Source organism: Chitinophagaceae bacterium (genome assembly GCA_016713085.1).
Classification (GTDB): domain Bacteria; phylum Bacteroidota; class Bacteroidia; order Chitinophagales; family Chitinophagaceae; genus Lacibacter.
On the sequence record JADJPV010000001.1, the window covers coordinates 1482524 to 1505068 of the forward strand.

Sequence of the window (22545 nt, forward strand, 5' to 3'; positions counted from 1 at the left end):
ACGCCGTAACGTGGGCATCCACTTATTATCCCGTGTCCAATGAAATTTCCGAGGTTTCAAGACGAGACTCAAAGCGAATGCTTCAATTAGTTAAATAATGAAGTACCGCAATTTAAACTTTCTTCAATATCAGTTATTCTGAATTTTAAAGATAGTACACAATAGTAAACATTTTTTGTTGAAATTGTCAACTTTTTGTGTCTATTTTTACACAAAGCTCTTTGGATTTTTACCTCGGTGACCAGAAAAAAAACAAATAAGGACCGGGGGCAGGTATTAGCTGCTGCAGTTGGAGCATCAGGATTAAATATTGAAGATGTAGCCAAGAAGGCAGATTACAGCCGTGCTGCTTATTATAAGCATATTAAAAACCCACAACTAGAATTTCATGTAATGATTGCTTATGGTAAAGCACTGCATTATGATTTTACTGATGAGTTTCCTGAAATGCCAAAGTACCTATTGGAAGAGCCAAGTGAGGCTTATGGAAAACCAAAATCATTGGATGAGGCGCTTCAAGTGATAGAACAGTTGAAGAATAAATACATGGAATTGCTTGAGAAATATCATTTGCTGATGGAGGAAAAAGTGGGGAAGAAGTAAATATTCTCAGATATCGGAGTAGAATAAATCAGTTTGGCTGATGCTGATAACAATAGCCATTGGCAATACTTGTCATGTGTTTACAGCGAGTACCGCTTTTCGTTTTCCCAAACATTGAACAGTGGTATTTGTTCCCTTGGCTTTTCCCGGTACTGAACTGCTCCCATAAATATTTTGTGGTTTACAAATTTTACAGGGCTGTAATCCCAGTTCTTTGCTTTGCTAACTGTGATTTCTTCTGATACATTCTCTTTACCATGTGACAGGTACTCAAATGATACTTTGCACCTGATGGTGTTTTATAAACAGTTTGCGCTTTTACCGAAACTGAAAAAAGAAGTAATAAAAGGAGTTTGAACATACATAGGTTTTACCGGTACAAGTTAGCTTTAAACAGAGAGTTATCCAAGAATGCAGGGAAAACGTCTTACTTGTTATTGACGAAACAAACTATGATAATAATAAGTTGATGAAAATTAAAAAAGTAATGCAATGGCAACAGGCCAGAGGCCTGCGCCAGATTGGGTTTAGTTTGATGATATAATAAAATCAATAAATCTCAATCCAAATTGTGTAATATTCATGGTGTCAAATGGACGACGACCTACAGAGCCTACTCCAGTATCTATTAAAAGAGCTTTTGAAAATAGTTTCTGTTTGTAGAATTGAAATTCATCTTCTGAAATTGAAAAAATCAGAGGTGTTAATAGCATTTAATTTTTAAGCTCTTTGATCGAGTTTAGCAATTTTACCGGTTAAACTCGCATACCTTGATTATATAAACTCGTTCCGGGTTTGAACATAAATTGAATTCTTTGATTGTTCCAAATGTAACTTGTCTCGTTCAGAAAATAGAGGATGGGAAGATTCGAAATACTTTCGATATTCAAAAAGGATTTTAATTTCTATTTCTGATAATTCAGATACGAGATCTATATACATATCTGACCAGAAACAGAAGAGTTAGATTTTCAATTTGATTTACCAAAATAGCCTTAAATATTTTCATCTTTTCCAATGAACTTGTAAGAGCTACTCTTTTCAGTACTGATTCAAATAGATCACTAAATTCTGCTGTCTGGAAATTTTCTAATTTAACACCTTTGTGGTTTGAAAAGTAATTTTCTAATAATTCAGTAAATGTATTTAATCTTTCTTGTTTAAGTTTTCCTCTGAAGTCTATAATTTCATTTAGAGCCGGCCCCAGAATTGGCACGGTAATTAAACTTAATAGAGTTTTTGAGATAGAATTTTCTATCAAATTTTGTGAGCTCATAAATTTTTCTTGCTAACACATAATATACGTTACTCCTTGTATAAAAGGAGCCTGAAAATCAATTAAATTCTATACAAGATTTTATGTCGTTGGTGATAACACCATACGACGGCGTGCGTTTCTTTGCAGCATACCAACATCGGCATAAAATCATTAATCAACCCTTTTATAAAAATTGTCGTTAAGCACTACTTCTAATTTTTCTATTGTTACAAATACCCCATTTTCAAATAAGCAATGGACTTCAAAGTTCTTAACGAAAGAATTTTCAACAATAGGAAATAAAATCAAATCAGTTAAAATCAGACGTGCATTAGAATTCATTTGGATAAATGCAGTATTTATTATGAATTGATTCTTTTTAATAAGTTCCAGACACTCTTGTTTGGCATTCTTTCCCATGATTCAGATTTAAAAATATTACTTACGATTAATCATCAAGCAATGTAACTATTGCCCCAATAAAAAAAGTAACTAAGGCTGCTTGGCCAAGCGATTCAAAACCAGTTTTAAAAGATTCTGCCTGTTTGCTTTGAGAAACTCCTTTTTGAACATAGGAGGCATAATGTTCACAGTTATTTTCCAGCATACTATAGTTATTTTCACCGATTTTAGAAAGAGCACGTTCAACCGCTTTCTTTCTCTGAATTTGATTTCCTTCAAATCTTACAATTCGTTGCGGCTCCAGATTTTGCAGAAACTGCTCCAATTCTGAATGCTCAATTTGCTTTGTCCCCTTAGTATAATTAGCAGTAAATACCGGAATGTTTCTGTTGTCATAACCAAGGAAAACGGCAAAGTGATCCAGCATTCCAAATAGTTTTTTCTTAAAACAATTACATCTGCCGGTAACAGAATGTTTTGATTAATTAAATTTCTAACATGATTCATAATTGAATATTTTAAACAAATGTAATTTCAGTTCGGACCCAAATGGACTTTACCTCTAATAAGGTAAAGTAGTAGGTAAAGTTTTCTTAATTTAAATTAGTAAACCAGTTTTCGATCAAACGCTGATTGGCAGCCCATTTTGCTTTACTATTTTTTAAAACATTCATACGCTCCCGTGGAGGTTTTCCTTTTAAAAATTTATCCTCAAAGTCAAGTATATGAAAGCGAAAAACATCATAAATACTTCTACAGTTACTGTAAGAAATCATTTTTGTTGATTTTAGATATGTAAAAAGTTGAAGAATCATATCTGCTCTGCCAACATTAAATTGGATTGCCAAAGCTTTATCCGGATTATTGAACAATTTATAAAACCCCGTCTTCTTTATTAGCAATTTTTGGTCTACAAATATCTCCTGTATAAACTTAAACTGTTCTAATCCTCCGTTTATGATTAAAGAAGGCACCCTCTCATTGAAGGGTTTAATAATTTCACCCTTTTTGATGGATGAATTATAAATTACTACACTTTCAAGATTTAATGATTCCAGCAATTGATTTTTATCATACCCTTGAAATTCACATGTCTTTGCAAGAGCAAAAGCCAACTGTAATTGAAGCTCTCTTCGCTTAGTCTTAATTTGCATTAAAATCTGTTTGTATAGTTTTATTGTTAGATCACTAAGTACTGATTCTAGTTCTCGCCTTTTTAGATTCATTCTTCTTTTGAAGAGTACTATTAACAGCAATCAGGAGATTCGATACAAGTATGCCAATAGGAATGCATGACATGTTTCTGTTCAGTTCGCCTTGCAGTTTGATTAATTCATTGATTTGAGTTTCAGCTTTCTTAAATGGTTCATAAAGATTCTCTTTTTCAAATAGGGAATCAATTGATCTGCATTCTTATTTTCGTAAAGAGTGTCGATTACTTCTCGCAGGTTAATCATATTACAATGGAATAGTTGTGGCAATTAATATTTCTGATATAATCTTCTGTTTTCTAAAACAAAGGGTATGTTTTTGAACCGAAGAAATAGAATATTTTAGGTTTGATTAAGCTCTAAAGCTAAAAACAAAATATAAATGGTACAAACTTGAATTAGTTAACCTCCAGAAATGGAAAAGATCATTAAATATCCATGGAATTGAAAACTATAAAGGATGGCATATCCTTTTGAATAATATAAAATATGGACAACCCATTTTATCCTTAATATTTACCTGATGCCTGTAGAAATAACAAAGAGAGATGGAACCCTTTACTGAAAATAACAAAAAGCCTGTTTCCCAATCCAAAAGCCCATATCAACCGGAACTGCATTTCCAATTAATTTATACGAGCTTCTTTTGTTTTCAAAATGGAAATCATCGGGGAAGCCCTGTAAACGGGCATATTCCCGGATTGAAAAAGGGCGTACACCGTGAGGAGAATTTTTATCAAGCAGCAGTCTTGTACTTAAATCTTTGCATAGTGGGCTACGCAGGTGGGGGGCCAGGGCAGAAGCATCGGCAGGATCAATGATAATGGGATAATCCCTGTAGCCACCATTCAGCCTTTTCAAAATGTAAGCGGGAAATCAACCTGCGGGTTTGTTTCAATGATATTTCTTAACAGTTTTCTTTTCCCGCCACCGCAGCGTAAAAGAGCATCTTCTTCTTGTACCAATGAGGATGAGGCGTTTTCTTTTGCGGCAGCCAAACAGAAGCATCGACCGGGCAAAGATATTTACATAGTAATCGGGCAGCTGTGACATTGCTTCCATGACCACTTTAAATTTTTCATTCCGGGTACATTTTCAACAATATACATTTCGGGTTTTTCCAGCGCTATGTGACGGAAGAAATGAAGGAAGAGATCATCGCCTGTTCTTGTTCCATGGATGTCGGCAATTGCTGAATACTTTGTGCATGGATAGGTACCAATGATGATATCGGTCTTTGGCTGATCGAGGACAGTCATATCTTTTATGTCGGCGGTTAAGATGCTGTGTTTGAAATAATGACTGTTTTGTTTCATGCAGTCTGTTGCTTCTTTATCCAGATCAAGCGACTGAATCACTTTAATACCTGCCATCATTATTCCTAACTCCATGCCTCCGCAACCGGAGAAGTAGCCTTTTGCTGTAGGTGTGTATTTCATTTTTTGCATAGTATAAATTTTATACTTTCTCTTAAGAAAACCTGTATGTTTTAAGACACAAGATTATTTCAATCTTTTTTTCCTGCATTTGCTTTTACGTCACGTTGGGCTTAACTTTCCAAAACATATATTCTACTATGGACTGGACCAAAGAAGAGGTGATACTGATTGTGAATGATTATTTTGATATGTTTCAAAAGGAACTTAATGGCATACCCTACAGCAAGGCAGAACACAGAAGAAAACTGACACCCCTGCTTAACAACCGGGCTAAGGCTGTTGAATACAAGCATATGAATATCAGTTATGTGCTTGCTGAGATGGGATTGCCTTATATTAAAGGCTATAAACCTTATTCGCAAAGACAGCAGTTACTTGCTGATGAGGTGGTGTTGTTTTTAGAAAAGAACAAGCGCTTTTTTGAAAAGGGATTTCAACAATTTGCAGAAGGGAAGATTGAACTGCCAACCAAGAAAATAGATTTTGCAAAGCTTATTGAGAAGAGTCCGCCTAAAACAAAAAGTAACTGAGAAGGAACCTTTGTTTTTACCGATAAAAGTTAATTATCTGGCTAAGGAACAGAACAACCGCCAACTGGGTGAAAAGGGTGAACAGCTGGTTTTTGATTATGAGAGATGGAGACTGAATAAAGCAGGAAAAGAAAACTTGCCGAACAGGTTGAATGGGTTGCAAAAGACAGAGGTGATGGAATGGGTTATGATATTCTTTCGAGAAACAATAATGGTACGGACCGTTTTATTGAGGTGAAAACAACAAAGCTTACAAAGGAAACTCCGTTCTATTTTTCAAGGAATGAATGGAAGTTTGCGAAGTTGAAGGGAAAGGAGTTTTACCTCTACCGTGTATTTAATCTTATTGAGAAGCCGAAGATTTTTATTAAGCAGGAGATTATGAGAGCTTCTGTTCGATACAGCCACAGAGTTATAAGGGGTTTTTTAAATAGCGGAAGACCCCAGGCAGACTGCAACAGAATCTCCAAATTTTTGTGCCTGTATTTTACCGGTAAAATACGGCGGCGGTATTTGAACTTAACCGCTGTTTGTATTAGCTTCGAACAAACGAATGATATGGACACAAATGAACTGATTCAACAGGCTCTGGGCGGAGCAGGAAAAATGATAGGCGGAGACGAGTTATTTGTACTGGAAGGACAGGTTGAACGAAATGAATTGAGGGTATTAACAGCAGATGAGGTTTTTAAAAATAATGTGGCGGCATTCCGTTACGGCATTGTAAGCGGCTATGTGTTTCTTGGTATGTATACAACCCGTGAGGCAGCGGAGGAAAGCATTGAAACGATCAGGCGGCTTATACGTGATGAGGATGGGCTGCGGCCAGAGTAAAGGGTGGCTGTTGTTTACACGGCGAGTCCCTTGCAGGAGACTCGCCTGAGAAAAAATTCTTGCTTTCGAATATTTCCTGGCAACAGTTACGCTTGTTTTTCCTTCAAAAATTATTCAGGATCTTTCGGTTTTGGCAGATCTTTTTTTAGATGTTGAAGTTGATATTGAGCCTTTAGAAATTCAGAACAAAATAATCAGCGATTGTTTTGAAAAGGAGGATAATATTTTAAAAGAAATGAGAAATGATTTAAATGTAGAGGTGCTTAATTTAACTCTTTACAAACGGATTCAAAAATAACGCTGTGAGCAAGTTTCGGTTTTCATCATGTACGATTACCAGATTTTGATGCTGTACGATTACCAGAGTTTGATGCTTTAGGCTTTTTTACCATTTATTATATTATGACAGTCAGCTGCCTGTAAATGGGTTCTTAGCAGTATTTCTGTTGATTCCATTTTTGGGGTAAAAAGTTAAAGGGGAAAAGAGGCCACGGAGGAAGAATTAAAGGCAGAAGGCCACGAACCTGCCTGACGGCAGGCAGGTTGCACGAATAACACGAATGAGGGAAAGCATTGAGATGGACAGGGCCGTGCATATTCGCCGCAAATTCTGCGGAGATTAAACCCCTTATTCACCGCAAATCATGCGGAGATTAGGCCAACTGTTCTCCGCATGAATCATTTGCAGGTTGAAGTTCAAACGCTTTTCCTCCGTTGATGTAATCAATTACTGACCCTTCTGTTTATTCCTGCAACTTCGCACAAAACAAATTCATGCGTTACCTCTTATCTCTTCTTCTCTGTGTTGTTCTTACATCAGCAGCTTCTGCACAAATGACCATCAAAGCCGAAGACATTGGCAAGCATGTGGGCGACAGTGTAAAAATTTGCAGCAGGGTTTTCAGTGCCCGTTATTTTGAACAGAGTAAAAACAGTCCAACGCTTTTAAATGTTGGTGCTGCTTTTCCCAACCAGTTGTTTACGGTGGTGATATGGAGTGAGGTTCGCAAACAGTTTGAAACTGTGCCGGAAGAGTTGTTTCTGAATAAGAACATTTGTGTAACGGGGAAGGTGGAATTGTTTAAGGATAAACCGCAGATTGTGTTGCAGAGTAAGGAACAGATTGAAGTGGTGAAGGAATAAAGTTTTTTCGCTTCGTAACTATGAAGATTGCTTTGACCTGCGGTCGTAAGTTTCGAATGGTTCTTACTTACTCGCAATGACGTAAACGAGAATGATCATACCTACGAAGCGTCATTGCGAGCCTCTGTTGTTTGGCGAAGCAATCTGCATTACAATTTTTTACTCTCTTCTATTTTAGAGTCGTGCAATGCACCGCTTTATTTTTGCTCCTTTTGCATTGCGGTACAAGAGTGCGACGCAAGGAACGATGCGTTGAAATACAATTACAGGTTACATATCTTCTTTTTTCTTCAGTAAAATCTATTAACAGTTTATTTGTAAACAATGGTCTGCGGTTTGCCTCTATGTATATTATTCACTATAAAAACAAACAGACATGAAAACAATTTTTACTCTCTTATTTGCCGTTGCAGTATTTGCAACTGCCAATGCACAGAACGGAAACCGTGACCGTGATGACTGGAACAATAACCGCAACGGAAATGATATTGCCCGTGGCAATAACCGGTACGACAGAGACCATCATTACAACAACAGCCGCTTTGAACGTGAACGCAGAATGAACAGGAAATAGCCCGCATTAACAATGAATATGATTTTAAAATGCAGCGTGTAAGAAATGCTTTGTTTATGAACCGTTTTGAAAAACAACGCCAGCTGCGTCATTTACAGAATATGCGTGAGCGTGAAATAAGAAAAGTGCATTATGAATACAGAAGCAAGGGCCGTTACTAACCACCATAAATGAATGAGCTGTTTCATTTGAATAAACATAAGCGTAAAATAAGAAAGGCACCGGGTGGTGCCTTTCTTATTGGGTTATTTTTTTGCCGGGAAAATGTATACATTCTGTTTGCTTTTTAAGAACCTTTGCGGTTCGGGATTTTTCAGTAACTTAAAACAGGAAGATGGATTACTGCATACATAAATGCAGTTGTACATTTATACAGGAAAGGAACTGCTTACAGCAGTGCTCCTCATCTGAAAAATACGTTTACCGGCATACAGCATGAACAAAGAGTCATTTTTTCGGTTTATTAAACGGCCAGCATTCAGCGGCCTGTTCATTTTCACTGCTATACTGTTACTTACCCAGTTACTTTCTTATCAGCGCTAGTTATTGCGCAAACAAATTGAACATCGTGATCTTATCAGCGAAGCCAACGGAACTGGTAGAAGGTGGCGTAATTACACATGTGTATCCACTGAAGGGAAATGAATCGGTGATTGGCTTTAATATTTTAACCGATTCTGCCCGCAAAAGCGGAGCGATCCTCACCATTCTGAAAAAGACTTTTTATATCCGGACCGCTGCATTTAAAACAGGGTGGTGAAGGATTTGTATGCAGGGTACCAATTATATAAGAACAATCATTTCTGGGGTTTTTCAGCTACCGTAATTAAACTGAAGACCCTGTTAACAGCAGCAGGAATAGATACGGGAGCCAACCAGCGTTACTCGTATGAACTGAAAAAAGTAAATCATCAAACAGGAAAAGAGGAGAATTTTTTTACAGTATAAGAAATCGTTCAAACCAAAGCTTACTGTTCCCGTGCAGATTCCCAATGGAGAATGGAAACTGTATATAGCCGATGAACAGAGTATTACTTTTTCAGCTGTACTTATTTTTTCACTCCTGGGATTAGTGTTAGCGGTAACGGGAGGAATGTTTGCCTGGTATATTGCTTCGCAGCCTTCCCGGTTGGAAAAATTGGTGCAGGAAAAACCTATTTGCTGCAGGAGGAAGAACAGAAATATAAAAACACTCGACCGTATTACGGATGGATTTGCCGCACTTGATATTTGACGGCAACTGCACTTATATGAATACAAGGGCCGGAAAATGACCAATCGAAACCCGGAAGAAATGATTGGCCGCCATATATGGGCCGAATTTCCGGAAGGGATCGGCCAGTTGTTTCACGAAGCTTATTTTACGGCAAAGGATGAACAGCTGCATGTTTCTGCACAGGAATATTATGTGCAGTACGACCGTTGGTTTGAATTGGATCTTTATCCGTCAACCGATGGGATGTCGCTCTTTCAGGATATTACCCAGAAGAAAAAAAAAGAGAGCAGGCCATTAAAGAAAGTGAAGAGAAATACCGCACACTGGTAGAACAGGCATCGGATGGAATTTTTATTGCCAATAAAAGAGGCCGGTTTGTTTCGGTGAACAGCAGCGGCCAGCAGATGAGCCAGTACTCCAATGGAAGAGCTGATAGGTATGACGATTTATGATCTTGGTTCTGAAAGAAGATCTTGAAAAAATCCTTTCCAGTTCCAGGAAATGACGAAGGGAGAACCGGTGATGTCGGAAAGACCCATGCGGAAGAAAGACGGTACAATCATTCTTACCGAAATAAACGCAAAGTTTTTAAAAAGATGAGCGGATGCTGGTGTTTGTTCGTGATATAACCAACCGAAAAAAGCAGAAGAAGAATTCAGGCAGGCCAGCCACCGGTTTGAGATGATTGCAAAAACAACGAATGATGCGGTATGGGAATGGAACCTGGAAACAGGAAAATTATGGTGCAATGAAACACACCAGCAGTTATATGGTTTAACGATGGCCGATCCTGTGCCTGCTCATTCGGTATGGGCGCAACGGATTCATCCCGATGACCGGCAACTGATTTTACAGCGTCAGCAGGAAACCCTTGCATCGAGAAAAAATATTTTTATTACTGAATACCGGTTTCTTACCGGCGAAAATGTGTACAGGAATTTATACGACCGCTGTTACATTATAAGGAATCAGGAAGGGAAAGCAACGGGTATGATGGGCAGTATGATGGACATCACCGAACGCAAAACAGCAGAAGATGCCCTGCGTGTAAGTGAAGAAAAATACCGGCAGATTGTAGAAACCGCACAGGAGGGAATCTGGTTAATTAATGCACAGAGTCTTACTTCGTTTGTGAATAACCGCATGGCTGAAATGCTGGGTTACGGCAAAGATGAAATGCTGGGGAAACATTTGTTTGATTTCATGGATGATGAAGGAAGAAATATTTCTGAAAGGAATATTGAACGCCGCAAGCAGGGAATTGCTGAAGACCACGAGTTTAAATTTATAACAAAAGAAGGAAGGGTTGTGTGGACACTGATGAGCACCAACCCGGTAATGAAAAATGGAGATTACCTGGGAGCCCTTGCGATGGTAACTGATATTACCGAACACAAGAAAATTGAAAACCAGGTATTGAAAGAAAGGAACTGAGTGACTCTATCATCAACAGTTTGCCGGGAATCTTTTATTTGTTTGATGCCAACAGAACTTTTTTGCGCTGGAATAAAAACTTTGAAACAGTTTCGGGTTATTCGGCTGAGGAAATAAAAGAAATTCATCCCGGTCAATTTTATGATGACGAAGGCCGCCTGCTGGTGCAGCAGCATTTTGCTATTACGATGCGTGAAGGAGAATCGGCCTTTGAAGCTGATTTTGTAACAAAGGGGGGAGAAAAAATTCCTTACTACTTCACCGGAAAGCGTGTGTTATATGAAGGCAATCCCTGCCTTATTGGAACAGGCATTGATATTGCCGAACGCAAAAAAGCAGAAGAAGAAGTAAAGCAAACTTCTCTGCAGATGAGGCAGCTAACAGGACATCTTCAAAACATCCGTGAAGAAGAACGGAAACGGATTGGCCGTGAAATTCATGATGAACTTGGTCAGCAGTTGACTGCTATTAAAATGGATGTGGCATGGATCAATAAAAAACACCCAATGAAGCAGGACTGATTAAAACCAAATTAGGCAACATCATCACCCTGCTTGATGGAAGTAATTTATCGATCCGTAAAATATTAAACGAGCTGAGGGTTGGTGTGCTGGATGATTACGGATTGATTGATGCGCTTGAATGGCAGGGAAACCAGTTTACTGAAAATACAGGTATTCCGATTTTTTTTTTCCACAGTAATGAAACAGTTTTAAAAGTGGAAGAGCCTGTTGCCACCTGCATCTTCCGGGTTTTCCAGGAATCATTAACGAATATTACGAGGTATGCTGAAGCGAAAAGGGTCTTCAGCTCACTGAACACAGAAGACGACCGGCTGATTTTGGAAATAGAAGACGACGGAAAGGTTTTCATCCGCATATGCCTTACAGCAAACAATCATTTGGTATCTTAGGTATGCAGGAACGGGTGTCGTCGGTTAACGGAACATTTCAACTGGTATCTTCGCCCGGTAAGGGAACAAAAATCACCATCACTGTGCCATATAAGACCTAAACTTATGAACCGAATTATATTAGCCGATGATCATAGTTTTGTGCGTTTGGGATTGATCCAGATACTGAAGGATGAATATCCTTCTGCAATCATACATGAAGTGGCCGATGGGGAATCACTGGTAAAAGAAGTTACACTGCAGGACTGGGACCTTGTTATTTCCGACTTAGATATGCCGGGCCGAAGTGGTTTGGAAGCATTGCAGCAGATAAAAATCATTAAACCCGAACTGCCGGTTTTAATCCTCAGTATTTATGCCGGAAGACCTGTATGCCGTAAGGGCATTAAAAGCCGGAGCTTCCGGCTATCTCAACAAAAACGCTGCACCTTATGAACTGATCAAGGCTATTCAGCGGATTGCCATGGGCAAAAAATATATTACCAACGAAATTGCAGAACGGCTACTGGCGCAGAAAACAGACAAGCAGCCGCATGAATTACTGTCGAACCGGGAATTTGAAATCTTTAAACTGCTGGCTATTGGCAAATCCATTTCGCAGATAGCTGAATCGCTTTCTTTAGCTTCCACCACCATCAGCACCAACCGCAGCAGGATTATGGAAAAGCTCAATCTTTCGAGCAATGCCGAACTTGCCCGCTATGCCATTACGCACCAGATTATTTCTGATATTGATCTGTAACTGCAGGCCTCCCCGAAAGAGTGGGTTTGCTTTTGATCTTATTGTAGCTGTACAACTACAGCCAACCCTGTGATCTTTCTATCTACATATTCATTACTTCACTATTTTTTAATTCATTGATTTCAAGGTGCTTTGCAGTAAGAAAACTACCTTATGGTCATCACGATTCTTGGCTGTTCAAAACATATCAGCAACAGGATTGCTGAGCTGATTAATGAAACCAATAAAGGTGTTTCCTTTCACAACTGTTGTACGTATGCCGAAGCAATTGACTGCCTGAGCGAACAGAAAACAGATGTAGTGTTACTTGATTTTGATTTTGAAGGAAACAAGGCATTTGATCTGCTGAAAAAAATCCGGGAGAATTCAGCTGAAACAGTGGTGATGGTTTTGTTCAATTTGGCGAGCGATTTCAGTATAAAGCAGTTCAGAGACAGTGGGGCTGATTACTTATTTGATAAATACAATGACTTTGAAAAAATAGCACCCGTTATCAACGCTATCAATAAACGGGCAACGAATAAAATCCTGTGATAAAACGAAACAAGCATATACAGTTGAAGAGTAAAGTGGGTTGGATTAGCAGTAAAGGATTTCCTCTGTATATGCTGTTTTTTTCACTTTTGCTGCCGGGTGCAGCTATCTACCATTTAATCACAAAAAACAACTGGCTTAAGAAAGAATACAGCAAACAGGAGGTGTATGTACAGCAGAAAGATGCATTTGAAAAGCTTGGCCTGTATACGAAGACGGTTGAAAGTAACAGCCGTGGGTATGCACTTACCGGTAATGAACAATTTCTCCGCAATTTTAATATTCTCTTTGATTCCATCAACAGTGTCGGTTTGCAGATTAAGGCTTCGGCAATAACTGATGAAACAATTGCTTTTTCCTATGCAAAACTCGACAGCTTTATTGATGAGAAGATTCGGTTTCTTCAAAAAGTAAATACCCTCACAGCACAGAACAGGGATTCAGCTCTATTATTCTTTTCCGGCACAGAGGGCTTCAACTTATCTGATTCCATCAGCATATACAGCGGGGTAATCTTTCAGAAGTTCAATCAACAGATCAGTGAATCAAAGACCAGCTTTTGGCAGGTAAAGGATACCAACAACAAAATTGCTTACAGCAGTCTTGCTGCTGCTCTTTTACTGATTGTGGTTTCGTTTTATTTGTTGCTGCGTGAAAACATCCGCACCAAAGGGATCAGCAAAGAGCTGGAAATGCAGAAAGAAAGATACCGTACCACGCTGAGCAGTATGGCAGAAGGGGTGATTACAACCGATAAGGATGGCGGAATTGTTTACATGAATCCTGCTGCAGAACAGATTACCGGCTGGAATAAACAGGAAGCAGAAAACAGACCGCTTCATCAGGTATATGACGTATCGGTTGAATCAACCGGGTTGTCTGTTACAAATATTGTAAGCCGCATTTTAAAAGAAGGCGTACCAATAGAACTGGAAAATAATACAGTATTAAAAACCAGGAACAATGCTGAATTAATCATCAATAACAGCGGGTCGCCTTTATTTGACAATGACGGAAATATCAACGGAGCTGTTCTTGTTTTCAATGATATCACCACCGAGAAAAAAAACAAACTTGATTTAAAAGAAAGCGAAGAAAAATACCGCAACCTCATTGATCATGCGGCAGACGGGATCTTTATTTTAGATCAGCAGGGAAGGTTTATTGATGTAAACAGCAGCGGCTGTGCTATGATGGGGTACACAAAAGAAGAAGTTCTTCATCTGAATTTAAGTGATATCACACCACTGGAATATATTAACAAGATGCCCATCAATATGAATGACCTGATCAGCGGGAAAATATTGCTGGTTGAGAGACAATACCAGCGTAAAGACGGCACAAGATTTTATGCAGAAGCCAGTGCGAAGCTGATTGCAGGCGGAAAGATACAGTCGATTGTGAGAGATATTACACAGCGCAAAAAGCAGAGGAAGAACTGAAACAAAGTGAAGAAAGATACCGGTTATTTATTGAGCAGGCAACGGATGGTGTTCTTGTTTATTCGTATGACGGAACCATTCATGATTTTAATACAGCCGCCTATAAACAAACAGGTTATACTAGAGAAGAATTTAGAACACTGAAACTGCAGGGTCTTCTTTTTGATGAACCCGTTATTGTTAACTCAGAGGTGGTGGCAAGAGTAAAAGCAGGTGAACAGGTTTTGTTTACCAGAAAGCTGAAACGAAAAGACGGATCGATTGCAGAAATAGAAATCAATTCGAGGATGCTGAGCGATGGGCGTGTACTTGCTTTTGTACGTGACATTACCGAACGGAAAAAAGCTGAAGTACAAATTAAGAATATTTCAGAGCGTCTTTCATTAGCAACCCGTTCAGCTAAGATTGGCATCTGGGAAAGAGATTTGGTTCTTCAGCAACTGCTATGGGACGACAGGATGTATGAACTGTACGAAAAAGATTCAGCCTTACCCGGCGCTACTGTTGAGACTTGGAAACAAAGTATACATCCGGATGATCTTGACCAGGTAATGTGAAGTTGAAAAATCAATCAAGGGAAATTATGATTACAATACTGAATTCAGAATTATATTGCCCGATCAGGCGATCCGTTATATAGAATCACATGCGCTTGTAACAAGAGATCATGAAGGAAATCCATTGCGGATGATTGGTGTAAACAGGGATATTACCGATCGTAAAATGGCCGGATTGCATTTAGCAGAATCGGAAAGAAAGCTCCGTCATGTTTTGTCGAGTTCATCAGATAGTTTTTATGTACTGGATAAAAATTATACAGTAACCCTGATCAATAAATCTGCATCAGCCAATCTTGAAAAAGCCTGGGGAATACCTGTAACTGTAGGTACAAATATTCTTCCGCTGATTCCGGATGAGCAGGATGAACCTGTAAGAGAAACCCTGGCAAAGGTATTTGCCGGCGAAAAGGTTGAATACGAGCTGCAGCTTTCTATTGCCGGTTTGCCTGAATGGGTGCTGGTAAATTATATGCCGGTAAAAGATGGAAAAGGAGTTATTACCGGAGCCTATATTTCAACGAAGGATATTACCGAAAAGAAACAATCGGAAATAAATTTACAGAAAGCCCTTAACCGTTATAATATTCTTGCCAAAGCAACCAGTGATACTGTTTGGGATTGGGATATGCATCACATATGATGCGTTATAATGAGGGTATTACGACGATGTTTGGTTATGAAAAATCGATGGTGGAAAATATTCCCGACTGGTGGAAACAAAATATACACCCGGATGATCTTGTAACTGTATCGGATGTGCTGAATGAAATATTTCTCAAGCACAAACAAAACATTCAGCTGGATTACCGTTACCGCTGTTCTGACGGCAGTTATAAATATATTTTTGACCGTGCTTTTGTGTTATACGATAAAGAAGGTAAGCCAAGCCGCATCATCGGTGCCATGCAGGATGTTACGTATATAAAAGAAGAAGAGATCCGTATTTCAAAAGCTATTGTAGATGCACAGGAATCAGAACGGCAGCAGCTTGGTATGGAGCTGCACGATAATGTAAACCAGATATTATCGGTTTCTCTCTTATACCTTGGCATTGCAAGGCAGCATCAAAAAAATGAAACGGTATTTGCTGAAACCATTGACACCTGTAAAAAACATATATCAGATGCTATTGACGAAATACGGAAGCTGAGTCACCAGCTTACACCAGCTTCAAAAGATAATGTTTCATTTAAAGATGTGTTTCAGTCACTGATTGAATCATTAACCACCAATTCAACTATTGATGTTCAGCTTCATTTTGATGATTTTGAACAGGAACAGATCGGTATTGAAATTCAAACAGCCTTGTACCGGATTCTGCAGGAGCAGATGAATAATATTTTCAAGCATGCTGCTGCAGATACAGTTGAAATAGATGTGATGGTAATTGACAATACAATCAGTTTACGGATTGGGGATAATGGAAAGGATTCGATACAAAATCGGTGAGCAAGGGAATTGGCCTGGGAAATATTAAACGCAGGGCGGAAATGAATGGCGGAAAATTCAGCTGTTATTCAATCCCGGGGCATGGATGTGAGGTTACGGTCAGTATTCCTCTGTAAGATTCAAATAAATTTTTATAAATAATGCCCCGTTAATTCGGGTTTTTTTATTTGTACAATAAATACGGTTTTATTTTCTGTTCCCATTCGGTTGCAATGTTTGTTTCAATATAACGACCCTGTTGCAGTTTTGTAAACGCATGTTGAACGCCCAGCAGTTTATCTAAATGAGCAATGCCGGTTGGGTTTGCGTTGGTTGTATATAACCGCTCTTCAACCTGTTGCGGATGAAGCTGAATAATTGTTTGCAATAATGCTATACCGGTTTTCACTGCTGAAACTTTTTTTGCATCAGTGATATGCAGTTGCAGTCCGTTACAGGTTTCACCGGCATACATTCCTGCAACAGGTTTATAATTGCATGTTGTAAATGCAATGCCTGGATGTTGCTGCTGTTCCATTGATTGTTTGAGCTCTTCGGTTTTCATCCATGGCGCAGCACAGAGTTGAAACGGTTTTTCTGTTCCTCTCCCTTCGTTTACATTGATGCCTTCCAGCAATCCGGTGCCGGGATAAAGTATGGCTGTTTCAATTTGCTGTATGGCAGGAGAGGTTGCTGTAAAGAAAAAATCGGCAGCAGCTGTTTTTGTTCGCCTGTAATGCTGCACTTTAATAACATCAATAATTAATCCGCTGATTTTTGTTGCGGCAAAGTATAAAGCGAGTTCGCCCAATGTGCAACTGTGTTTGACTGGAATATTCCATCTGCCGATAAACGATGAACAGGTTTGTTCATCAAGAAAAGGACCTTCTGTTTTTGAAAGTTCTGCACCAATGGGATTAGGCCTGTCTAATACAACAAATGGTTTTAGACTGGCCGCACAAGCTTCCATTACATGCGTCATCGTCCAGAGATAGGTGTAAAAGCGGCATCCAACATCGGGTATATCAAACAAGACCAAATCAACATCCTGAAAGTCTTCTGCTGTTGGCGCTAACCTGTTTCCATATAAACTGACGACGGGCAAACTCGTTACTGTATCGGTAATATTTTGCTGAAAAGCGCCATCATCACCCATAGTTGTAATACCATGCTCCGGTGAAAAGATGATTGTGATGTTAAAGCCGTTCTTCAATAAAGTAACACGGCTCAACTCGCCCGTTGATGTGGTGGCAGCATTGTTGGTAACAAATGCAATGCGTTTGTGTTTATATACAGCAGTTTGCTGCAGTAAAACATCGATACCGTATTGAAGTGGAAGCTTCATTGCTGCACAAAATGTAAGTGCTGAAGGTGTTCTCAGTTCTGCTGTTTGTTTTTATCGGTTGCTTCGGACGCTTCTTTTTTATCTTCTTCATCGGCCCCCTCTTCATCAAGTCCGCCCTCTTTTTTTCCACGGCCCAACCGCACAAGTGGTTTTTCCTGCGTACCTGTAACGGTTAACGGAATACCGAGGATACCAAAGGGTGGCAAACCAAGACGAACTTTTAAATTCAAACGCCCATCGAAACCAATCTGCCCTTCAAAACGAGGACGGAAGCCCGCCACCCGGAGCTTAACCTTCTGCAGGTTAATGATGTTATTGGCAATGGTTGTTTTTAATTCAATGGTTTGTTTGGAGAGATCAGGATTATCAACTGCGTCCTTCCCTGTTTTTTTTACTGATTGCGCTGAATAATTTATAACCGCTGATGTTTGCGTTTTAATACTTACCGTGCCGCCCCCTTTAAACTTTTGTTACAGGATATAAACTGTCGTTGAGCATTCCGTTTAATGTATAATCAATGGAAACCTGTCCTTTTACTTTTGCTGCACTGGTAAGCATTTCACGGAAGAGCTGTATTTCTTTGTATGCTTTCTGTATGTCGAATTCTTTTGCATTGATATGATAACTGAACAATGCCTGCATGTTGTTAACGGGAGCATAAGTTGCTTCCATGTTCACCGGTGCACCAACCTATTGTAAACGCTGATTTGCTGATTTTAAGGTTGCCGTTTTTTATACCAGCATCTGCAATCCAGTTATGAATAGTTAAACCGTTATAATCAACTTTATCAACAGCAGCATGAAACTGAAAATCTAAATTGGCAGGAATGATGATTACTCCGGTTGCTGTTTCAGCAGGAGTTGTATTTGCTTTTTTTGCGGATGTGTTTGCTGCAGTGCTGTCTGTTGTACTCATGAATTCCTGTATGAGAATTTGCTTACCTGTTAAAGACAGGTCTCCCTGCAGAGGAGCATCCTTCTTCATGATATAATTAATGATGTTGCCGAATGTTCCTTTGAGAGAAACAGTGTTGCTGAGATAATGCATCACAAACTGATCAGCCTTTAGCTGATCGTTGTTAATATGAAAAAGACCTGAGCTGATTAAAAAACTGTTTGGGAAACAGGGTGTACGGAGGTTGACCTGCCTGATCTCAATGCTTCCCTTGTTATTGAGCTGATCATAACGTCCTGCAACTGCATCAGCCTGTGTACCGCTTAATGACAGATCGGTTTTAATAAATCCATTTATATCATACCCCTCTATTGCAAAGAGCTTATATAGTTTACCGATGTTGAGACTGCCTTTGGAACTGATGGTATAAACAAGGTTGTCGAAATTTTTTACATCAGCAGTCAATGTAAACGGCTGGCCTTCGAACTGAAGTGAAAGCGGTTTTATTTTTACCTGCATGGCTTCTGCTGTGCCCTTACTGTTAATGATGTTGAGATCTACATCAATATCCGTGATGGGTTGTGGATAGTAATTTGTTTGAAGAACTCCTTTCTTCCACTGAACTGCGGCGTTCATCAATGGATACTGATTCTGTGCCGGGTTATGGATTCCGATGAAATTTGCCTGCAACTGCAAAAAACCTTTTACATCTATTCCTGCTGTTTTCGGCAGGTCAAGAATCTTTGCCCATTTTTCAACATCAGCCGCCACCTGCACCGATCCTTTGATGGATGGTTTGCTCAATCCTTTTGTTTCAAAAGATGCCTTTACATAATCTTTACCAAGCCGGGCGTTCAATGTATCAGCACCTATGATCATTTTTTCTGTATTCAGTTCCGGTAATACAAAATGAAAGTTCAGATACAGATCTGTGATTTTTTCTTTCACCGCTGTTGTAGCAAAAGAACCTTTGCTCACTTTCATATTGAAGTTGAGATCGGGCATGCGGTTTTCACCTGCAATAAAATCGCCTTTCAGAGATGCGCCCATTTCAATTTTACCGCCCACATCTGTTTTATCGAGCCATGTTACAAAAGCCGGGGGCAAAGCAGTAAACAGGTTTTCAAATTCTGTTGATGGAGTTTTTGCATTGAAGTCCATCCGGTAACCATTTTTAAGAAATAGAAATGTTCCGGTAAGTGCAACGGGCAGTTTATTAATCATCAAATCATTTCTTCTGAAATCAAGTTCAAGCGAATGAGTGTTGATTCTTGTGCGCAGTTTTGCATTCAGTTTTTTATCGGTAAGGTACTGCTCTCCGTCATAAACGAAGTCAACACCTTCCATCCTGATCTCTGATTTAAGATTAAACACCGCTTCACTTAAATTTCCTTTACCCAGGTAATTGAAACGGTTTGCTTTGATGAGTATAGGAATGGACAGGTCGTTGTATAACAGTGCAGATTCCTCGATCTGTATCCTGTCTAATTTCAATGCAGCATCAGAAGCAGCTGTATCTGTGTCGGTACCGGATGTGGTTTTAGTTTCTCTTTTATAAATATTATAATTGGGTTGCCCTTCTTTACTTACAAGTACCTGTACGTTTCCACGGGTAATATAAATTTCATTGATACGGATGGCTTTATTGAACACCGTGCTGAGGTCAACTCAAGTGCAATTTCTTTTGCCGATACAAGTGTATCTTTTTCAAAAGGAGCAGAACCGGTTAAAGAAACATCATAGAGTGTTAATGTAAGCGAAGGGAAATGATTGAAGAAAGACAATCTTGCTTTGGAAAAATTCAGTTTACTTTCAATGGCATGGTTGGCCCAGTTTTTAATTTTATCTGATACAAATCCGGGAAACAGGTAAGGAATTGAAAACATAAGCACCAGTATAGTGCTCAGAGTGATGCCTGTATATTTTAACCCCCTGAATAATATCTTTCCTGCTTTAAACTTCACTTCCTTTTTTTTGAATACGAAACGGATTGTTTTTACACGGTAAAAAAACGAGGACAATGATGGCTTCATGCCACCTTATTTATGACTCATGCACTTTAAAACCCGTACTGCAAAGTAACTGCATTTTCAACAATTCCCCGTTGCCGGAAATGGCTGAGCGGAAAAGATTACACTGAAAAAAAGATTATTCTTTATTCACAAACCTATAGCCTACTCCTGATTCGGTGAGCAGGTATTCAGGACGGTTGGGATCGGTTTCTATTTTGCGGCGAATCTGTGCAATAAACACCCGCAGGTATTGTGATTGGTTAATAAAACCAGGCCCCCATACTGCTCTTAATAAATACTGATGGGTGAGCACTTTTCCTTCGTTGCGGGCAAGCAATGATAGTAAACTGTACTCTGTAGCAGTAAGCTTTACCGCTTCATTCTTTTTTTTCACGGTACGCACTGCCAGATCAATTTCCAGGTCATGCCCGGTTATCACCGGGTCAGTTTCTTCGGTTACAGCACTCCGTAACGCAGAGCGGATACGTGCAAGCAATTCACCCGTGCGGAAGGGTTTGCTTAAATAATCATTGGCACCATTATCCAATGCTTTAATGATTTCCTCTTCCTGCTGCTGCACTGATAAAATAATTACCGGATTTGTATACCATTGCCTCAGCTCCTGCAAAACTTCGTGTCCGCTTTTATCGGGCAATCCGATATCAAGCAAAATCAGGTCCGGAGGATGATTGGCCGCCATGATCAGCCCTTCTTTTGCTGTGGATGCTTCTGTAACGCTGTATTGATTTGAATGCAATGTAATTTCCAGCAGCCTGCGCATCTGTACTTCATCATCAATCACTAAAATTTCTGCTTTATTCATGGCTGTTGTTTCAGGGTTGAATATTCTGCCGGTATCTGAATGCTGAACTTTGCGCCGCCTGTTATTTTGTTCTGTAGCTGCACTGTACCGTCAAGTGCCTCAGTAAATCCTTTTACAATAGAAAGCCCAAGACCTGTGCCGCTTCCTATTGCATCTTTCAGCCGGTAAAATTTTTGAAAGACATAATGCATTTCTTCTTCGGGGAATCCATTTCCATTGTCTTCTACCTGCAGCAGCAATTGACGCTGCCGGTAAGAAGCTGTTACAACAATCAGGCTGTCTGCATCGGTATATCTCGCTGCATTCATTAATAAATTATACAGCACTTGTTCCAGTATTCCTTTATCTGTTTTCACTAATGGCAGTGCAGGATTAAGATTGATTTCAATATGCCGTGCAGTATGTTCTTCTTCCACTCTCCTGGTTACTTCATACAGCAGCTCGCCAACATCACACCAGTCTTTTTTGGGTTGCAGAAATCCCGATTCTATTCTTGACATGTTGAGCAGGTTTTCTACCTGCCTGTTTAACCTGAAAGAAGCTTTGGCAATTTCATTCACCAGTTGCTTTTTATTATCTGCTGTAAGGTTTTCATTTTCTGCCTGCAGATTATCGGTTGCACCAATGATGGCAGCAATGGGTGTTTTTAATTCATGCGATAAGGAATTAAACAGTGTATTGTACATTTTAACTGCATTGGATTTTTCCTTTCGTTGTCTCGCCAGTTTTTCGATCTGTTTTATTTTATAAGTGAGCACAGCATTCACCATTGCAATGATAAAATACATAATCAGCAGAATAGCATCTTCTGTTGAAGCAACATGAATGGTAAAATGCGGTGGTATGAAAAAGAAATCCCAGATAAAGGCAGATAATGCTGCAGCAATTAATACCGGCAGTATTTCATAGGAAACAGCAATAATAGAAACAGTTACAAGCAGAACCAGAGCCGATACACGGTAACCCATATAAGGTGTGAGTGCATAACAAACGGCAGCAACAAGAAGTACCAGCACAATACTGTATAAATATTGTTTCCATGGTTCTATTTTCCGCAAAAAGAATTTCTGCATATGCTGTATTCTGTTGCAAATGTAGCCTGCATAGCTATGCTTTATACACAAAAACCCGTATAAAGATTTTATAAAGATTTGTTCTGCTTACAACTGTTATGCATGCTTTGATGAAACTCCGTTATAATTTTACC

At 39.2% G+C, this 22545-nt stretch carries 29 protein-coding genes and 3 pseudogenes; 20 read left to right on the forward strand and 12 right to left on the reverse strand.

All coding sequences use genetic code 11. From position 1 onward, the window contains the following. Nucleotides 1-237: 237 nt before the first annotated feature. Complete coding sequence (locus IPK31_07155) at nucleotides 238-603, forward strand: hypothetical protein (GenBank protein MBK8087724.1); 366 nt, start codon at nucleotides 238-240, stop codon at nucleotides 601-603. A 919-nt stretch (nucleotides 604-1522) separates the two neighbouring features. On the opposite strand, the gene IPK31_07160 is transcribed toward IPK31_07155, so the two are convergent. From IPK31_07160 to IPK31_07180, 5 genes and pseudogenes are all read right to left on the reverse strand, one after another. Continuing rightward, on the reverse strand, nucleotides 1523-1879 hold the full coding sequence (locus tag IPK31_07160; GenBank protein ID MBK8087725.1) for a hypothetical protein: 357 nt from the start codon (nucleotides 1877-1879) through the stop codon (nucleotides 1523-1525). A 153-nt stretch (nucleotides 1880-2032) separates the two neighbouring features. Continuing rightward, a complete protein-coding gene (locus IPK31_07165) occupies nucleotides 2033-2281 on the reverse strand; it encodes a hypothetical protein (protein ID MBK8087726.1) in 249 nt (82 codons plus the stop codon). Nucleotides 2282-2309: 28 nt separating this feature from the next. Then, nucleotides 2310-2690 carry a lecithin retinol acyltransferase family protein gene (locus IPK31_07170; protein MBK8087727.1) on the reverse strand — a complete coding sequence of 127 codons (381 nt, stop codon included), beginning with the start codon at nucleotides 2688-2690 and terminating at the stop codon, nucleotides 2310-2312. 166 nt (nucleotides 2691-2856) lie between these two features. Further along, on the reverse strand, nucleotides 2857-3417 hold the full coding sequence (locus tag IPK31_07175; protein MBK8087728.1) for a hypothetical protein: 561 nt from the start codon (nucleotides 3415-3417) through the stop codon (nucleotides 2857-2859). 615 nt (nucleotides 3418-4032) lie between these two features. After that, nucleotides 4033-4865, reverse strand: a pseudogene (locus IPK31_07180) (DNA cytosine methyltransferase). 185 nt (nucleotides 4866-5050) lie between these two features. Here IPK31_07180 and IPK31_07185 point away from each other — a divergent pair. The 19 genes and pseudogenes from IPK31_07185 (at nucleotide 5051) to IPK31_07275 (ending at nucleotide 16284) form a co-directional block, all read left to right on the forward strand. After that, a complete protein-coding gene (locus tag IPK31_07185; GenBank protein MBK8087729.1) occupies nucleotides 5051-5443 on the forward strand; it encodes a hypothetical protein in 393 nt (130 codons plus the stop codon). A gap of 132 nt (nucleotides 5444-5575) precedes the next feature. Then, nucleotides 5576-6277: pseudogene (locus IPK31_07190) on the forward strand (DUF3883 domain-containing protein). 130 nt (nucleotides 6278-6407) lie between these two features. Next, a complete protein-coding gene (locus tag IPK31_07195; GenBank protein MBK8087730.1) occupies nucleotides 6408-6575 on the forward strand; it encodes a hypothetical protein in 168 nt (55 codons plus the stop codon). A 476-nt stretch (nucleotides 6576-7051) separates the two neighbouring features. Continuing rightward, a complete protein-coding gene (locus IPK31_07200) occupies nucleotides 7052-7420 on the forward strand; it encodes a hypothetical protein (GenBank protein ID MBK8087731.1) in 369 nt (122 codons plus the stop codon). A 376-nt stretch (nucleotides 7421-7796) separates the two neighbouring features. Beyond that, a complete protein-coding gene (locus IPK31_07205; GenBank protein ID MBK8087732.1) occupies nucleotides 7797-7994 on the forward strand; it encodes a hypothetical protein in 198 nt (65 codons plus the stop codon). Between the two features lie 559 nt (nucleotides 7995-8553). Beyond that, complete coding sequence (locus tag IPK31_07210) at nucleotides 8554-8754, forward strand: hypothetical protein (protein ID MBK8087733.1); 201 nt, start codon at nucleotides 8554-8556, stop codon at nucleotides 8752-8754. Beyond that, the gene (locus IPK31_07215; GenBank protein ID MBK8087734.1) at nucleotides 8751-8942 is read left to right on the forward strand and encodes a hypothetical protein; all 192 of its coding nucleotides are present in this window, start codon (nucleotides 8751-8753) and stop codon (nucleotides 8940-8942) included. The genes IPK31_07210 and IPK31_07215 overlap by 4 nt, the downstream gene beginning before the upstream one ends. 31 nt (nucleotides 8943-8973) lie before the next feature. Continuing rightward, nucleotides 8974-9228 (forward strand): hypothetical protein, encoded by a 255-nt coding sequence (locus IPK31_07220; GenBank protein MBK8087735.1) that lies wholly within the window; start codon nucleotides 8974-8976, stop codon nucleotides 9226-9228. 36 nt (nucleotides 9229-9264) lie between these two features. Continuing rightward, the gene (locus tag IPK31_07225) at nucleotides 9265-9540 is read left to right on the forward strand and encodes a hypothetical protein (GenBank protein MBK8087736.1); all 276 of its coding nucleotides are present in this window, start codon (nucleotides 9265-9267) and stop codon (nucleotides 9538-9540) included. After that, nucleotides 9426-9662 carry a PAS domain S-box protein gene (locus IPK31_07230; protein ID MBK8087737.1) on the forward strand — a complete coding sequence of 79 codons (237 nt, stop codon included), beginning with the start codon at nucleotides 9426-9428 and terminating at the stop codon, nucleotides 9660-9662. The genes IPK31_07225 and IPK31_07230 overlap by 115 nt, the downstream gene beginning before the upstream one ends. A gap of 229 nt (nucleotides 9663-9891) precedes the next feature. After that, entirely contained in the window at nucleotides 9892-10644 is a 753-nt protein-coding gene (locus IPK31_07235; protein MBK8087738.1) for a PAS domain S-box protein, read from the forward strand. 20 nt (nucleotides 10645-10664) lie between these two features. Next, entirely contained in the window at nucleotides 10665-11165 is a 501-nt protein-coding gene (locus IPK31_07240) for a PAS domain S-box protein (protein ID MBK8087739.1), read from the forward strand. An 86-nt stretch (nucleotides 11166-11251) separates the two neighbouring features. Then, nucleotides 11252-11557: a hypothetical protein gene (locus IPK31_07245; GenBank protein MBK8087740.1), complete on the forward strand. Its 306-nt coding sequence runs from the start codon at nucleotides 11252-11254 to the stop codon at nucleotides 11555-11557. 105 nt (nucleotides 11558-11662) lie between these two features. After that, a pseudogene (locus IPK31_07250) lies at nucleotides 11663-12299 on the forward strand (response regulator transcription factor). A 153-nt stretch (nucleotides 12300-12452) separates the two neighbouring features. Next, nucleotides 12453-12833, forward strand: coding sequence for a response regulator (locus IPK31_07255; GenBank protein MBK8087741.1), 381 nt, complete (start codon nucleotides 12453-12455; stop codon nucleotides 12831-12833). Further along, nucleotides 12830-14275, forward strand: coding sequence for a PAS domain S-box protein (locus tag IPK31_07260; protein ID MBK8087742.1), 1446 nt, complete (start codon nucleotides 12830-12832; stop codon nucleotides 14273-14275). The genes IPK31_07255 and IPK31_07260 overlap by 4 nt, the downstream gene beginning before the upstream one ends. Continuing rightward, nucleotides 14179-14832: a PAS domain S-box protein gene (locus tag IPK31_07265; protein MBK8087743.1), complete on the forward strand. Its 654-nt coding sequence runs from the start codon at nucleotides 14179-14181 to the stop codon at nucleotides 14830-14832. The genes IPK31_07260 and IPK31_07265 overlap by 97 nt, the downstream gene beginning before the upstream one ends. Nucleotides 14833-14887: 55 nt before the next feature. Next, the gene (locus IPK31_07270; protein MBK8087744.1) at nucleotides 14888-15475 is read left to right on the forward strand and encodes a PAS domain-containing protein; all 588 of its coding nucleotides are present in this window, start codon (nucleotides 14888-14890) and stop codon (nucleotides 15473-15475) included. After that, entirely contained in the window at nucleotides 15475-16284 is an 810-nt protein-coding gene (locus tag IPK31_07275) for a PAS domain-containing protein (protein ID MBK8087745.1), read from the forward strand. The genes IPK31_07270 and IPK31_07275 overlap by 1 nt, the downstream gene beginning before the upstream one ends. Before the next feature lie 163 nt (nucleotides 16285-16447). Here the strand turns inward: IPK31_07275 and IPK31_07280 are convergent, their stop codons facing one another. The 7 genes from IPK31_07280 to IPK31_07310 form a co-directional block, all read right to left on the reverse strand. Continuing rightward, nucleotides 16448-17608 carry a DUF1343 domain-containing protein gene (locus IPK31_07280; protein ID MBK8087746.1) on the reverse strand — a complete coding sequence of 387 codons (1161 nt, stop codon included), beginning with the start codon at nucleotides 17606-17608 and terminating at the stop codon, nucleotides 16448-16450. Nucleotides 17609-17640: 32 nt separating this feature from the next. Beyond that, nucleotides 17641-17889, reverse strand: coding sequence for a hypothetical protein (locus IPK31_07285; protein ID MBK8087747.1), 249 nt, complete (start codon nucleotides 17887-17889; stop codon nucleotides 17641-17643). Between the two features lie 178 nt (nucleotides 17890-18067). Then, entirely contained in the window at nucleotides 18068-18280 is a 213-nt protein-coding gene (locus IPK31_07290; protein MBK8087748.1) for a hypothetical protein, read from the reverse strand. Continuing rightward, nucleotides 18255-20156: a hypothetical protein gene (locus IPK31_07295; protein ID MBK8087749.1), complete on the reverse strand. Its 1902-nt coding sequence runs from the start codon at nucleotides 20154-20156 to the stop codon at nucleotides 18255-18257. Before IPK31_07295 ends, IPK31_07290 begins: the two co-directional genes overlap by 26 nt. Further along, nucleotides 20090-20536: a hypothetical protein gene (locus tag IPK31_07300; GenBank protein MBK8087750.1), complete on the reverse strand. Its 447-nt coding sequence runs from the start codon at nucleotides 20534-20536 to the stop codon at nucleotides 20090-20092. Before IPK31_07300 ends, IPK31_07295 begins: the two co-directional genes overlap by 67 nt. A 115-nt stretch (nucleotides 20537-20651) precedes the next feature. Continuing rightward, nucleotides 20652-21338 carry a response regulator gene (locus IPK31_07305; GenBank protein MBK8087751.1) on the reverse strand — a complete coding sequence of 229 codons (687 nt, stop codon included), beginning with the start codon at nucleotides 21336-21338 and terminating at the stop codon, nucleotides 20652-20654. Next, nucleotides 21335-22411 carry a DUF4118 domain-containing protein gene (locus IPK31_07310; GenBank protein MBK8087752.1) on the reverse strand — a complete coding sequence of 359 codons (1077 nt, stop codon included), beginning with the start codon at nucleotides 22409-22411 and terminating at the stop codon, nucleotides 21335-21337. The genes IPK31_07305 and IPK31_07310 overlap by 4 nt, the downstream gene beginning before the upstream one ends. Between the last annotated feature and the right edge of the window lie 134 nt (nucleotides 22412-22545).